Genomic DNA, 14,016 nt, shown 5'->3' with positions numbered 1-14,016 from the left:
ATGGCCGCCACGTCCACCGGCATCCACCACCGCTCCTATTCCTCGGAGCTACGGCTGCGGGCCACCCGCAGCGAGTACGTCCGCCTCGCCTTGGTCAGCATCGGGCTGGTGATCGCCCCGTTCGTGCTGGACAACTACTGGCTCTCGATCGCCAATGCGATCCTGATCGCGGTCATCGGGGCGGTCGGGCTCAACATCCTGGTCGGCTACACCGGACAGATCAGCCTTGGTCAAGGGGGCTTCCTCGCGGTCGGCGCCTATTCGTCGGCGATCCTGGCCGGGAAGTACTCGCTGCCGGTGCCACTGGCCATCGCCGGTGCGGTCATCCTCACCGCGGTCATCGGCGCCTTCTTCGGCCTGCCCGGCCTGCGCCTGAAGGGCCTCTATCTGGCGATCGCCACGCTCGCCTCGCAGCAGATCATCGAGTTCGTCATCCGCCGCTGGAAATGGCTGACCGACGGCAAGGGCTATATCACCGTCGACCGGTTTGAGATCTTCGGCTGGCGGATCCCCCGCTCCAGCTTCGAGCAGAAGTGGTACTGGATCCTGCTGATCGTCACGATGCTCAGCGTCATCGCCGCCCGCAACATCTTCCGCACCGGCCTCGGCCGATCGTTCATGGCTGTGCGCGACCAGGACATCGCCGCCGAGGCAATCGGAGTCAACTTGACCCGGGCAAAGCTGACCGCATTCGCGGTGTCCAGCGGTTTCGTCGGCCTCGCCGGGGCGCTGACGGCGCACTATACCGAGACCGTGACCTGGGAGGCGTTCACCCTCAACGTCTCGATCACCTACCTCGCGATGATCATCGTCGGCGGGCTCGGCAGCATCGCCGGGGCCGTCTTCGGCGCCGTCTTCATGAGCCTGCTGCCCGTGCTGATCCGCACGATCGCCGGGCGCGCCGAAGGCTCTCTCCCCTTCCTCGCCGACCAACTGCCCGCGGTGCAAAACGCGATCTTCGGGCTGGTCGTCATCCTCTTCTTGATCATCGAGCCCCGTGGCCTGAACCGCTTGTGGGAACGCATCAAGGAATACGTCCGGTTCTGGCCGTTCCGCTACTAACCGCCCCACCCAGAAGGAGAAGTCATGAAACACACCAGACGGACCGGTTTGGTTGCCCTCGGCGCCACACTCGCCCTGACCTTGACCGCTTGCGGCGGTGGGGAGAAGGAAGGGTCGAGCTCCGGCACGAGCGGCGGCGGTGGTGAGGCCAGCGGCGAGACGATCAAGATCGGCGTCATCGCCGACATGACCGGCGCCACCGCCGACGTCGGCGGACCTTACAACCGCGGCATGCTCGCCTATGTCGACTCGGTCAACACCGCGGGTGGCCTGGGTGGCAGCAAGATCGAGGCCATCTCGAATGACTACGCCTACGAGGTGCCCAAGGCCGAACAGCTTTACAAGCAATACGTCAACGACGAGGTCGTGGCGATCCAAGGCTGGGGCACCGGGGACTCCGAGGCGCTGCACGGCAAGGTCGCCCAGGACGAGCTGCCGTTCATGTCGGCGTCCTACGCCGAGGCACTGACCGACCCCAAGGAGGCGCCCTACAACTTCGTCGTCGCCGCGACCTACTCCGACCAGATCCGGGTCGCGCTCAACTGGATCAACAAGGACTCCGGCGGCGACGCCGAGGTCGCGGTCTTCCACCACGACAGCCCGTTCGGCAATGCCCCCGTCGAGGACGGCAAGGCCTGGATCGCCGAGAAGGGTTACAAGCTGGGCTACCAGGCCTACGCGATGCCGGCCGGCTCCCCGAACTACGCCGGACTGCTGTCCCAGGCCAAGAGCCAGGGCGCGGAGTACATCATCATCCAGAATGTCGCCAGCCCCGCGGCCCAGGTCGCCAAGGACATCAAGGCCGGCGGGATGGACATGAAGATCGTCTGCCTCAACTGGTGCTCCAACGAGTTGTTCATCAAAACTGCGGGTGCCGACGTCGCGGAGGGTCACATGATGATTCAGCCGATCGCGCCCCTGTCGACCAACAAGCCCGGCCACAAGGCGATCAACGACTACATCACCAAGAAGGGCATCAAGCCCGAGGACGTCACCGTGTCCTGGGTCGCCGGCTGGGCGACGATGGAGGCGATGGCCAAGGGCATCACCAAGGCCGGCGAGGGCGGCGACCTGACCGGCCCGGCGATCAAGGAAGCGCTGGAGACGATGGGCGCCATTGACGTCGGCCAGCTGATCGGCGGCGAGACCATCCAATTCTCGACCGACTCGCACCGCGGCACCTCAAGCAGCGGGGTTTATAGCGTCGAGGGCGGCAAGATGGTCGAAGTCGAAGCACCCGCCCAGCCATGAGCCCGGCCACCAGCGCGCCGGTGGAGAGCGGCGCAAACCCCGCCGCGCCCTCCACCGGCGGGCTGCTCGAACTCAACAACGTCGAGGTCATCTATGACGACGTGATCCTCGTGCTGCGCGGCCTATCGCTCAACGTCCCCGAGGGCACAATCGTCGCCCTGCTCGGCTCCAATGGCGCCGGGAAGTCGACGACCCTCAAAGCGGTCAGCGGGCTGCTGCCGAGCGAGCACGGCGAGGTCACCGACGGCGGCATCGTCTTCGACGGCGCCGACGTCACCAAGCTCGATCCCGCCGAACGAGTGCGCCGCGGCATGAGCCTGTGCATGGAGGGCCGGCACGTTTTCGAGCACCTGACGGTGGCCGAGAATCTCATCGCCGGCGGCTACACCCAGGAACGGGGACACGTCGAGACGGACCTCGCCATGGTCTACGACTTCTTCCCCAGGCTCGGTGAACTCACCAACCAGATCTCCGGATATCTCTCCGGCGGCGAGCAGCAGATGCTGGCGATCGGCCGGGCCCTGATGGCCCGGCCCCGCCTGCTCATGCTCGACGAGCCGTCGCTCGGCCTGGCGCCGCTGCTGGTCACCGAGATCTTCGGGTTCATCAAACGCCTTAACGAGGAGCGCGGCCTGACCGTGCTGGTCATCGAGCAGAACGCCCGCCGGGCCCTAGAGGTCGCCGACCACGCCTACATCATGGAACAGGGCCGGATCGTCCTGGAAGGCCCAGCCGCCGATTTGCGCGAAAACCCCGACGTCAAGGAGTTCTATCTCGGCCTCGGCGAGGGCGGCGGCCGCAAGAGCTTCCGCGACGTCAAGCACTACAAGCGCCGCAAACGCTGGCTCTGAGAAAACCCACGAAGTTCTCCGCTCCGCCCACGCAGAGCGTGAGACCCCGTCGCCCCGATACTTCGCGGGGACCCCGACAAAACGACCCCACAAAACGACCCCACGAAGAAACCCCACACACCACCCCACAGCGCTACTCACACGCTCTCCGGAAGGTAGACCCGTGTCGCTTCACGATGCCCTGGCCCGGCGCGACCGGGCCCTGGACGCGGCCGTCCAGGACCTGGTGCGCCAGGCCGCCGCACGCGTTCCCGCCTTTGCCCGACGCTGTCACGAGGCGGGGGTGGTGCCGGACCAGGCCACCGGGGTCGCCGACCTGGACGCGTTGCCGGTGCTCGACAAGGACGCCATGGTCGCGGCCCAACGCGCCGACCCGCCGTTCGCGGGGCTGCTCGCGCCGGACGCCGACGTCGAGCGGGTCTTCCAGTCGCCGGGCCCGTTGTATGAGCCGCAACTACGCGGCGGCGATTGGCGCTGGGGGCAGGTGCTCGCCGATATGGGCGTGGGCCGGGGCGATGTGGTGCTCAACTGTTTCGGCTATCACCTCTCCCCCGCGGGCGAGATGATGGAGCAGGGCGCGCTCGCGGCCGGGGCCAGCGTGCTGCCCGGGGGCATCGGCAACCAGGACCTCCAAGCCGCGGCAATCGCCGAACTCGGCGTCACGGCATACACCGGTCTGCCCAGCTATCTCAAGGCGTTGCTGGAGCGATTCGACGCCGCCGGTTTCGACCCCGGCCGCTGGCGGCTGGGCAAGGCAATGGTCACCGCCGAGCCCCTGCCCCCCTCGCTGCGGGAGGTGCTGACCGCACGGATCAACGACGTGCGGATGGCGTATGGCACCGCCGAAACCGGGCTGCTCGCCTACGAAACCGCTGACGGAGCCGGGATGCGGATCGCCGATGGCGTGCTCGTCCAGGTCTGCGATCTCGACTCCGGGACGCCGGTCACCGACGAAACCGAGGGCCAGGTCGTCATCACCCTGCTCCGCACCGACTACCCCCTCGTGCGGTTCGGCACCGGGGACCTGTCCGGGTGGATGCTCGGGGCGGACGGGCAACCCCGGTTGCGGGGCGTGCTCGGCCGGGTCGGGCAGGCCGTCAAGGTCCGCGGCATGTTCCTCCACCCGCGCCAGGTCGAGCACGTGATGACCGGAATCACCGACCTCGCCGGCTACCGCTTCGTCATCACCCGTGAGGACAACCTCGATGCGCTGCGCTGCGAGGTCGTCGCGGGCCACGGCGCCGACGGTGATGCGCTCGCCGCCGAAGTGCGCGAGCGAGTGCGGGAAGGGCTGCGGTTCCGCGTGGACGTGACCCCGGTCGTCGCCCTGGCCGAGGGCGACGGCCCGCTCGTGGACACCCGCGACTGGTCCTAAGTAGCCTCGGGGAGACACCCGAACTCGCGACCGCTAGGGTCGCAGATGCGGCACTACCGGATCGAAGGGGACCAACCATGAGCAACGACACCGACGGCCTCGTGCCGATCACCACCGCCCTCGCCAACGGCGGCACCGCGACCACGAGGGTTCCGGCATACGATCGAGCGAAGGTCACGGCGGGAATCGCGCACATCGGTGTCGGCAACTTCCACCGCGTCCACCAGGGCCTCTATCTCGATGACCTGCTCGCCGCCCGCGACGACCAGTTCGGCTGGGGCCTGGTGGGCATCAGCCTGAGCGGCGCCTCGCCGCGGGCCACGGCGCGCGCCAACGCCTATGCGGACCAGGATTGCCTCTACACGGTGACCGCCTACACCAACGACGGCACGCAGAACTCCCGGATCGTCGGCGCGATGGTGGAATACCTCAACGGCCCCGACGACCCGGCCGCCGTCGTGGCCCGCCTGGCCGACCCGGCGATCAAGATCGTCTCGCTCACCGTCACCGAGGGCGGCTACAACCTCGATGAGGAGACCGGCGAGTTCCGCGTCGACGACCCGGCCATCGTCGCCGACCTCGCCCGCGAGACGCCCGAGACCTCCTTCGGGGTGATCACCGCGGCGCTCGCCGCCCGGCGGGAAGCGGGCGTGCCGCCGTTCACCGTCATGTCGTGCGACAACCTGCGCTCCAATGGCGACACCGCCCGGCGGGCCGTTGTCGGCTATGCCAACGCCAAGGACCCGGAGCTGGCGTCGTGGATCGAGGCCAATGTCGCCTTCCCGAACTCGATGGTCGACCGGATCGCCCCCACCGTCGGGGCGCAGGCCCGCGCCGACCTGAACCAGGCCACCGGCATCGCCGACGCCCTCCCGGCGCTCACCGAGGAGTTCACCCAGTGGGTCCTCGAAGATAACTTCCCCCAGGGCCGGCCCGCCTTTGAGGACGTCGGGGTCCAGCTACGCCCCGACGTGGCGACGTTCGAGGCCATCAAACAACGCCTGCTCAACGCCTCGCACATGCTGCTCTCCTACCCGGCCGCGCTCTCCGGCTACGCCACGGTGTCCGAGGCCGGCAGCGATCCGGCGATCGCCGCCGTGCTCAACCGGTTCATGGAAGTGGACGCCATTCCGTTCATCGAGGCACCCGCGGACGTCTCGCTCACCGACTACATGTCGATGGTCGTCGGCCGGTTCGCCAACCCGCACGTGCCCGACACGGTGCTGCGGGTTGCACACGACGGAGCCTCCAAGCTGCCGGTCTTCCACCGGAACACGGCCGAGAAGCTGATCGCCAGTGGCGCCGATCCGCGGCGCGAGGCGCTCCTGCTCGCGACCTTCCGCCGCTACACCAACGGCGTCGACGACCACGGCAATAGCTTCGAGGTCCTTGAGCCGCACCTACAGGACGCCGACTGGCCGCTGCTGAAGTCGGACAACCCGCTGGATGCGCTCTCGGCCTCCCCGTTCGCGGCGTGGGGCCTGGCCGACAGCCCGGCGTTCGTCGCGGCATACCAGGAGATCGTCGGGCTGCTCGAAAACGAGGGCGTGCCGGCCGCCCTGCGCTATGCGCTCGCGGACGCCGACGGTTAGGGACCGCTGATCCACTGGCGGCGCAGGGATCGTGTAGCTCATCGGCTGCCAGGACGACCGATGACCTACACGCTCTCGCGGGATGGCGTTCCGGCGTGCGCGCGGATGCCGGCCGCGACCTCCTCCGGCGGCAGGTCGACCATGCCCTCGCCGTGCAACCGCTCGAAGTAGGTGACGTCGCTGCGGTACATCGGCTCGGGGTTGGAGCGGCTGACCATCCGCAGCAGCACCGGGAAGCGGCCCGACGGGGCCGGGCCGGCGCCATACAGCGCCCAGTTGAACGACGCGAGATCCCAGCCGTAGTAGGCGCGGAAGACCGCGGACATCGCGGCGCCGAGGTCGGCGCAGTCGGTGTCGTTGAGGTCGGCGAGGTCGTGGCAGCCCTCGACCACCGCCCACGCCTCGTGGAAGCCGATCGGCGCCCACGGGGTGAACAACGCCACCCGGCCGTGGCGGCCGACCCAGCGAGTCCACCCGCACGAGCAATGGCACCTCCAAGGTGGCCGACGGATTGGTGAGTTCGGGGACCCGGGCGAGGATCTGATGCTCGACGAAGTCGATGGCGGACATCCCACCAGCCTACGAATACTCGCCCGCGCGCACGAGATGCTCGGGCGGCTCCCCCCGGCCGAGGCGGCCGAGCTGGTGGCGCAGCAGGGCGATCGCCCGCGGGCGCATGGCGCTCGACATACCGCCGATGTGCGGGCTGATCAGCACCTCCGGGGCGCTCCACAGCGGGTGGCCGTCGGGCAACGGTTCGGGGTCGGTCACGTCCGCGGCAAAGCGGATCCGGCCGGTATGCCGCAGCACGGCCTCGGTGTCCACCACCGGCCCGCGGGCCACATTGACGACCAGCGCGTCGTCGGGCAGGGCGGCGAGGAAGGCGTCGTCCACGAGGTGGCGGGTGGAGTCGACGAGCGGGACGACGAGGACGACGATCTCGGCGTCGGGCAGCAGCCGGGGTAGCTCGTCGATGCCGTGCACGGTCGCGATGAGGTCGTCGCCGGGCCGGGGACGGCTGGCGACCGCGGTGACCCGGGTCTCGAAGGGCAGCAGCCGCTGCACGATCGCCCGGCCGACCGAGCCGTAGCCGATCAGCAGCACCCGCCGGTCGGCCAGCGAGGGCAAGAAGCCCGGACGGCTCCACTCACCCTTGTCCTGGGCGCGCACAAAGCCCGGTATGCCGCGCTGCGACGCGAGGATCAGCGCCAGGGCCAGCTCCGCGGTCGAGGCATCGTGCAGCCCGGCCGCGTTGGCGACCGCGATGTGCTCCGGGACCGCGTCGAAGACCCCGTCATAGCCGGCCGTGAGCAACTGGACCAGCCGCACCCCCGGAACCCCGGCGACGGCGGCCAGTTTGGCGGCGGCCCCGAGATAGGGGGCCACGACGACGTCGACCGGCTCGGCCGGCGGCTCGTCCCGCGGATTCCAGACCAACGGCTCGACGCCCTCGACCGCCCCGACATCGGCCAGCCAGTCGGCGTCCGGGAAGCTGACGCGCACCATGTCGCTCAGCCTAGGGCTCAAAACGGATGCGTCGGTTGCCGGCTTTCTGCCCGGCGCAGCAGTCTCGCCTACCGGCGCTGGGCCCTACAGACGCTGGGCTAGGGCTCCGGCGCTGCGCAGGAGCACCGCGGCCAGCAGGGCGACCACCACGGGGATCCACAGGCCGGTCAGCGGGACGACAATGCTTTCGCGAGCGACGGCGAACGGGATCACGGTGAGCAGCGAGCAGCCGAGGCCGACGGCCGTGCCGACGAACCAGACGGCCGACAGCTCCGCGCGAACGACCCGGCGCACCTGGGTGCGGGTGGCGCCGATCCGGTGCAGCTGCTCCAGCTCGCCGCGCCGGTCGGCCAGCGCGGCGAGGGCGGCGTTGACCGCCATCAGCGCGGTGAAGATCGTGACGACCACGGCGACCGTGCCGTTGAGCAGCAGCAGCGAGTTGGCCTGGGCGCGGGTCATCGTCGGCGGCAGCTCGACGGTGAACGCGTCGATCAGGACGACCATGGCGACGCTGGTGCTGCCGGCGACCATCACCATCAGCGGGCCGAGCAGCGGCGCGAGCAGCTGTGGGCGCCGCAGCACGTCATACAGCGCGAGTTCCCCGACGACGTCCGAGCCGAGCCGCTGCTGCAGCCGCGGCCCGAAGCGCTGAGTGACCCAGCTGGCGGCGAGCGCGGCGGCGAGGGCGGCGATCATGGCGGCCGGGCCGCTGGACTGCATCGCGGCATACGGATCGGGGTCGTGGGCGGTCACCGCGAGCGTGATGCCGGCGGCGCCGAGCGCGTGCCACAGCAGGACGCCGATGACAATCATCCGCACCTTCGTGGGCCGGGCGCCGGCGAGCACGCCCCCGGCCGGGGTCCGGCCGGCGATCGCGCCGCGCGCGGCGAAGCCCGCCGAGAAGCGGACCAGCCAGATGACGATGAGGGCCGCGATCGCGGCGGCGGGGAGGCCATTGGCGTGCGGGACCTCGGCGCCGATGATCCCCGCGTTCTGCAAGGTCGCGAACAGTCCCCGCCCGAGCGGCCAGCCGGACAGCGCGCCGAGGATCGCGGCCGGCACCCCGACGGCGAGCGCCTCGGTGCGCACCAGGGTCACCAACTGGTCGGAGGTCGCCCCCAGGGTCCGCAACCGCCGGAATTCGGCGGTGCGCTGGTGGACGACGAGCGCGAGGGTGGACACCGGCGCAAAGACGCCGAGGATCATCGCCCAGGTGCCGATGACCCCACCCATGATGACCAGCGACTCTCGCTCGGCCATCGGCATCGGGCCGATCGCCGCCTCGAGCAGTTGCGCGAACGGTGAGAACAGCAGGGCACTGGAGAAGACCGCCACGAACGTCGCGACGAAAGCGGTCAGCCGTCCCCGCACGGAGCGGCGGGCGAGCCACCTCATGCCGCCCGCTCCATCCGCGCCGCGGTCAGCGCCTCCAGGAGCCCGAGCCGCTCGGAGACGGCGTCGAGATTCGGCCGGTCCAGACCGTCGACGATCTGGCCGTCGCTGAGGAAGAGGACCCGATCGGCATACGAGGCCGCGAGCGGGTCGTGGGTGACCATCAGCACGGTGCGGCCCTGCCGGTCGACGGCTTCCCGGAGCAGGCCGAGGACCCACCGGGCGGCGACCGAGTCGAGCGCGCCGGTCGGCTCGTCGGCCAGGATGAGCGCCGGGTCGAGATAGAGGGCGCGGGCCACGGCGACCCGCTGCTGCTGGCCGCCGGAGAGTTGCTCGGGGAAGTGGCCGGCCCGATCACCCAGGCCCACCGCCTCCAGCACGTATGCCGTGCGCGCCGCGCTCGGCGTGCGCCCGCCGAGGCGCGCGGGCAGCTCGACATTCTGGGCGGCGGTCAGGTAGGGGATGAGTTCGAAGCTCTGGAAGACCATGCCGAGGTGGTCGCGCCGCAAGATTGCCCGGGCGTCCTCGTTCAGGCGGGCGAGGTCCTGGCCGGCGACGCGGACCACGCCTCCAGTCGGCACGTCCAGCCCCGCCAGGCAGCGCAGCAGCGTCGTTTTGCCGGATCCGGAGGGCCCCATCAGGGCGATCATGGTGCCGTGGGGAACCGCCAGGTCGACGCCGCGCAGCGCCTGCACGACCCCGGCTCCGGACGGGTAGGCGCGGGTCAGTTCTCGGACTTCGGCGGCCGACACCCCGGCGGCCGTCGCGTCGGTGCGCATAGCTTTCTCCTCGATCGGTGGGCAGATCTGTTCTTCCCTGAAGGAGACCCGGCACGGGCCCCGGGCGAGACAGGGGCGTCGGAAAGCTCTCGACTTCTGTACCGCAATTGCGGCATATCTGCCGATATCCAGCCGCAACTGCTGAGCTAGGATCGGTCGCGTGCCGCACTATCGCCTCAAGGAGGCCGCCGAACTGCTCGGGGTGTCCGACGATACGATCCGCCGCTGGGTCGATCAGGGCAAGCTCGTCGTCGCGCACGACGCCGGCGGGCGGCAGGTGATCGACGGGGTGCAGCTGGCGGCATACGCGCATGATCTGGCGCTGGCAGCGCCGCGTCCCCAGCCGCTGCCGGTCGTCTCGGAATCGGCGCGCAACCGCTTCGTCGGCCTGGTCACCCACGTCCTGCGCGACACCGTCATGGCGCAGGTCGAGATTCAAGCCGGCCCGCACCGGATCGTCTCGCTGATGAGCCGCGAGGCCGCCGACGACCTCGCCCTCGAGCCCGGCGTGCTGGCCATCGCCGCCGTCAAGTCCACCAATGTCGTCGTGGAGGTCCCCGACCATGCCTGATCCCCGCCGCATCGCTGTCCTAATCGGTATGCCGCTCGCCGCGCTCGCGCTCGCCGCGTGCGGGTCTGACACCGAGCCGGCCGCGTCGTCGAGTTCCTCCTCGTCTGGGGGAAGCGCCGCCCCCGCGAGCGGCAATCTGACCGTGTTTGCCGCGGCCTCCCTGCAGGAGTCGTTCACGACGATCGGAAAGAACTTCGAGGCCGCGCACCCGGGCAGCACGGTTACCTTCTCCTTCGGGCCGTCCTCGGGGCTGGCCACCCAGATCATCAACGGCTCCCCCGCGGACGTCTTTGCGGCGGCCAGCGACAAGACGATGGCGACGGTCACCGACGCCAGGGCCGCCGGCACGGCCCAACTCTTTGCCACCAACTCGATGGAGATCGCCGTCCCGCCGGACAATCCGGCCAAGATCGACTCGCTCGACGATCTCACCGCCAAAGACGTCAAGCTCGCCGTGTGCCAAGAGGATGTTCCCTGCGGTGCCGCGGCGACCAAGGTGTTCGACACCGCCAAGCTGACGGTCGAGCCGGTCAGCCTCGAGGTCGATGTCAAGGCCGTGCTTACCAAGGTCGAACTCGGCGAGGTCGACGCGGGCATCGTCTATGTGACCGACGTCAAGGCAGCCGGCTCGAAGGTCGCCGGCGTCGAGATCCCCGCGGACCAGAACGCCACGACGAACTACCCGATCGCCGCGTTGACCGAGGCCTCCAATCCGGAGCTGGCCGATGCCTTCGTCGACTTCGTCCTCGACGCGGAGTCACAAAAGATCCTGCAGGCGCAAGGCTTCGTCGGTCCGTGACCCGCGTCCGGCGGCCGCGGAAGGGGGCGCAACGCCGCGCGGGGGCGGATGCCGGTATGCCGTGGCAACTCGGCATACCGGCATTGATCGGTGCGCCGTTCTTGCTGCTGCCGCTGCTCGCGCTCGTGCTCAGCGCGCCGTGGGCCACGCTGCCGGAGCACCTGAGCGAGCCGGTGGCCCGCGACGCATTGCGGCTGTCGGTGCTGTGCGCGACCAGCGCGGCCGCGATCGCCGTCATCGTCGGGGTGCCCTTGGCGTGGGTGCTCGCCCGGCCGGGGTTGCCTGGCCTGAGCCTGCTGCGGGCATTCGTCACCGTGCCCTTGGTGTTGCCGCCTGTCGTCGGTGGCGTCGCCCTGTTAAAGGGGTTGGGCCGCAATGGGATCGTCGGCCGGTGGCTCGATGACGCCTTCGGCCTGACCTTGCCGTTCACCACCGCAGGCGTCATCGTCGCCGAGGCGTTCGTCGCGACGCCCTTCCTCGTGTTGGCCATGGAGGGGGCCTTCCGCTCGGTCGACTCGGGTCTCGAGGAGGCCGCCACGACGCTCGGTGCCGGCCGGTGGCACGTCTTCACCCGGGTCACGCTGCCGTCGGTCATTCCCGGGCTGATCGCCGGTGGAGTGCTCGCGTGGGCGCGCGCGCTCGGGGAGTTCGGCGCGACGATCACATTCGCGGGCAATTCCCCGGGGCGCACCACGACGATGCCGATCGCGGTGTATCTCGCGATGGAGTCCGATCCCGATGCCGCGGTCGCCTTGTCCCTCGTGCTCCTGTTCGTCGCCGTCGTGATCCTCGCGCTGCTGCGCGGACGCTGGCTGACCGCGGGGGCGGGCGGATGACATCTGCCCGGGGATTGGTGCTCGCCGGGAGCGCCGCCCGCGGATCATTCACGCTTGCCCTCAACACCACGCTCTGCCCCGGGGAGGTCGTCGCCGTGCTCGGGCCCAATGGCGCCGGCAAGACGACGCTGCTGCGCACTCTTGCCGGGCTCATCCCGCTGGCCACCGGCCGGCTGGCGCTCGACGGTCAGGTGCTCGACGAACCGGCTACGGACACCTTCGTCCCTCCCCGGCTGCGCCCGGTGGGCATCGTCTTTCAGGACTACCGGCTCTTCCCGCGGATGACGGTGGCCGACAATGTCGCCTTCGGCCCCCGCGCTCGCGGGTTGAGCCGGGCCGCCGCCCGCGACCGGGCCAGGCCGTGGCTGGAGCGGCTGGAGCTGACCGAGCTCGCCGACCGGCGCCCGGCGCAAATCTCCGGCGGGCAGGCCCAACGGGTCGCGCTGGCCCGGGCGCTGGCCGCCGAGCCCGGAGTGCTGCTGCTCGACGAGCCGCTCGCCGCCCTCGACGCGACGACCCGCTCGGCGACTCGCGGCCTGCTGCGCCGGCACCTCGCCGACTTCGGCGGGCCGGTCGCGCTGGTGACCCATGATCCGCTGGAGGCGATGGTGCTTGCCGACCGGGTGCTGGTCCTTGACATGGGCCAGGTCGCGCAGACCGGCACCCCGGCCGAGCTGGCGCGCCGGCCCGCGAACGCCTGGGTCGCCGGCCTGGTCGGGCTGAACTTCTATCGCGGGGTTCTCGACGCATCGAGCAGGCTGGTCGCCCTCGACGGCGGCGGCCGGCTGGTCGTCACGCCGCACGAGGGGATCAGGGGCGGGCAGGTCGTCGTCGTGTTGCGACCGAGCGCGATCACCGTCCACACCGAGCAGCCCCAGCATGCCTCCCCACGCAATGTCTGGCCGGGCGTCGTGCGCGGGATAGAGCTGCTCGGCGACCGGGTCCGGGTCGACGTGGTGGGGGACCCGGCAGCGCTCGTTGACGTGACCGCAGCCGCCGTGGCCGACCTTGGGCTCGCCCCCGGCCGGCCGGTGTGGCTCAGCGCCAAGGCCACCGAGACCGACGCCTACCGCTGAGGCCCCGGAGTTGGGCCACGGCCGCCCTCCTCGGCGCCCGGCTCCGTCGGGTCGCCATCGCGGTGCCGGGGATCCAGCCGCCACGCGCCGGGACGGGCCGCCCAGACCGCGACATCGCGGGCCTGACGCGCAGTCTCGACCGCGGTGCGCTCGGTCGACCGCACGAGCGCACGGAACTCGGCGGCGCTCAGCGTGACTCCGAAGTCGGCATCCAGCGGCAGCGTCCACTTCCGTCGCCGCGCGATCAGCGTCATCCCGCCGCCGATCACAATCCCCACCGCCATCCCCCACGTCGATCGATCGGTGCGCGGGACAAGGAGGATGGCGATCGACGCGGCGGCAGCGGCCGTCGCGTACAACGTATTGCCGCCCGGGACGGAGTTGCCACCGAGCACGCGCGGCACCTGGCCGACGCAGATGTCGCGGACCATTCCGCCGCCGACGGCGGTGACGACCCCGAGCATGATCGACGCCAGGGCGCTCAACCCGGCGAGCTGCGCCTTGATCGTGCCCGTGGCCGCCCAACAGCCGAGGGCGAGCGCGTCACCGATCGAGAGCGGCCAGTCCCACCGCCGGCCTTCCATCTTGACCAATTGCGCGGTGAGCACGCCGATCATGGCGACCACCAGGTAGGCCCGGTCGGTCAACGCAACCGGCTGGCCGATCTGCAACATGACATCGCGGATCATTCCACCGGCCAGCGCGGAGACGACCCCGAGCACGACGAAGCCGACGAAGTCGAAGCCCCGCCGCCGGGCGACGGTCGCGCCGAGCGCGCCATTGCAGAACACTCCGGCGAGGTCGACGATCCGGAAGGCGGTGCTGACATCGAGGATCGTCAACGGTCCGACCGCCAGGGCTTGCCCACTCACCAGGCGATGATGCCCCACCCGCGTGGCCAACCGGGGACCCCGCTCGCGTCGCAG

At 70.2% G+C, this 14,016-nt stretch carries 14 protein-coding genes; 9 read left to right on the top strand and 5 right to left on the bottom strand.

What is annotated here, in order from left to right; translation table 11 throughout:
- The 5 genes from V9G19_RS15700 (at window position 1) to V9G19_RS15680 (ending at window position 6,131) form a co-directional block, all read left to right on the top strand.
- Window positions 1–1,062: a branched-chain amino acid ABC transporter permease gene (locus V9G19_RS15700; RefSeq protein WP_462286371.1), complete on the top strand. Its 1,062-nt coding sequence runs from the start codon at window positions 1–3 to the stop codon at window positions 1,060–1,062.
- 24 nt (window positions 1,063–1,086) lie between these two features.
- Complete coding sequence (locus V9G19_RS15695) at window positions 1,087–2,313, top strand: ABC transporter substrate-binding protein (protein ID WP_462286370.1); 1,227 nt, start codon at window positions 1,087–1,089, stop codon at window positions 2,311–2,313.
- On the top strand, window positions 2,310–3,164 hold the full coding sequence (locus tag V9G19_RS15690; RefSeq protein WP_462286369.1) for an ABC transporter ATP-binding protein: 855 nt from the start codon (window positions 2,310–2,312) through the stop codon (window positions 3,162–3,164). Before V9G19_RS15695 ends, V9G19_RS15690 begins: the two co-directional genes overlap by 4 nt.
- Window positions 3,165–3,327: 163 nt before the next feature.
- Window positions 3,328–4,539: a phenylacetate--CoA ligase family protein gene (locus V9G19_RS15685; protein ID WP_462286368.1), complete on the top strand. Its 1,212-nt coding sequence runs from the start codon at window positions 3,328–3,330 to the stop codon at window positions 4,537–4,539.
- Between the two features lie 77 nt (window positions 4,540–4,616).
- The gene (locus tag V9G19_RS15680; protein ID WP_462286367.1) at window positions 4,617–6,131 is read left to right on the top strand and encodes a mannitol dehydrogenase family protein; all 1,515 of its coding nucleotides are present in this window, start codon (window positions 4,617–4,619) and stop codon (window positions 6,129–6,131) included.
- A 65-nt stretch (window positions 6,132–6,196) separates the two neighbouring features.
- Here V9G19_RS15680 and V9G19_RS15675 read toward each other — a convergent pair whose 3' ends face one another.
- From V9G19_RS15675 to V9G19_RS15660, 4 genes are all read right to left on the bottom strand, one after another.
- Window positions 6,197–6,574: a hypothetical protein gene (locus tag V9G19_RS15675; RefSeq protein ID WP_462286366.1), complete on the bottom strand. Its 378-nt coding sequence runs from the start codon at window positions 6,572–6,574 to the stop codon at window positions 6,197–6,199.
- A 136-nt stretch (window positions 6,575–6,710) separates the two neighbouring features.
- On the bottom strand, window positions 6,711–7,637 hold the full coding sequence (locus tag V9G19_RS15670; RefSeq protein ID WP_462286365.1) for a 2-hydroxyacid dehydrogenase: 927 nt from the start codon (window positions 7,635–7,637) through the stop codon (window positions 6,711–6,713).
- 84 nt (window positions 7,638–7,721) lie between these two features.
- Window positions 7,722–9,032 carry an FtsX-like permease family protein gene (locus V9G19_RS15665; RefSeq protein ID WP_462286364.1) on the bottom strand — a complete coding sequence of 437 codons (1,311 nt, stop codon included), beginning with the start codon at window positions 9,030–9,032 and terminating at the stop codon, window positions 7,722–7,724.
- Complete coding sequence (locus V9G19_RS15660) at window positions 9,029–9,808, bottom strand: ABC transporter ATP-binding protein (RefSeq protein ID WP_462286363.1); 780 nt, start codon at window positions 9,806–9,808, stop codon at window positions 9,029–9,031. The genes V9G19_RS15665 and V9G19_RS15660 overlap by 4 nt, the downstream gene beginning before the upstream one ends.
- A gap of 160 nt (window positions 9,809–9,968) precedes the next feature.
- Between V9G19_RS15660 and V9G19_RS15655 the strand changes: the two genes are divergently transcribed.
- From V9G19_RS15655 to V9G19_RS15640, 4 genes are read left to right on the top strand one after another with little or no spacing between them, the layout of a single operon-like run.
- Window positions 9,969–10,379, top strand: a complete 411-nt coding sequence (locus tag V9G19_RS15655) for a TOBE domain-containing protein (protein ID WP_462286362.1) — start codon at window positions 9,969–9,971, stop codon at window positions 10,377–10,379.
- Entirely contained in the window at window positions 10,372–11,178 is an 807-nt protein-coding gene (gene modA / locus V9G19_RS15650; RefSeq protein WP_462286361.1) for a molybdate ABC transporter substrate-binding protein, read from the top strand. The genes V9G19_RS15655 and modA overlap by 8 nt, the downstream gene beginning before the upstream one ends.
- Entirely contained in the window at window positions 11,175–12,014 is an 840-nt protein-coding gene (locus V9G19_RS15645) for an ABC transporter permease (RefSeq protein ID WP_462286360.1), read from the top strand. The genes modA and V9G19_RS15645 overlap by 4 nt, the downstream gene beginning before the upstream one ends.
- Window positions 12,011–13,090 (top strand): ABC transporter ATP-binding protein, encoded by a 1,080-nt coding sequence (locus V9G19_RS15640; RefSeq protein WP_462286359.1) that lies wholly within the window; start codon window positions 12,011–12,013, stop codon window positions 13,088–13,090. The genes V9G19_RS15645 and V9G19_RS15640 overlap by 4 nt, the downstream gene beginning before the upstream one ends.
- On the opposite strand, the gene V9G19_RS15635 is transcribed toward V9G19_RS15640, so the two are convergent.
- Window positions 13,081–13,962 carry a trimeric intracellular cation channel family protein gene (locus V9G19_RS15635; RefSeq protein WP_462286358.1) on the bottom strand — a complete coding sequence of 294 codons (882 nt, stop codon included), beginning with the start codon at window positions 13,960–13,962 and terminating at the stop codon, window positions 13,081–13,083. The two genes, V9G19_RS15640 and V9G19_RS15635, sit on opposite strands and share 10 nt — an antisense overlap.
- Window positions 13,963–14,016: the final 54 nt, after the last annotated feature.

The sequence above is a fragment of the Nostocoides sp. genome (assembly GCF_037045025.1).
Classification (GTDB): domain Bacteria; phylum Actinomycetota; class Actinomycetes; order Actinomycetales; family Dermatophilaceae; genus Nostocoides_A.
This window is presented reverse-complemented; position numbering and strand designations above follow the sequence as displayed.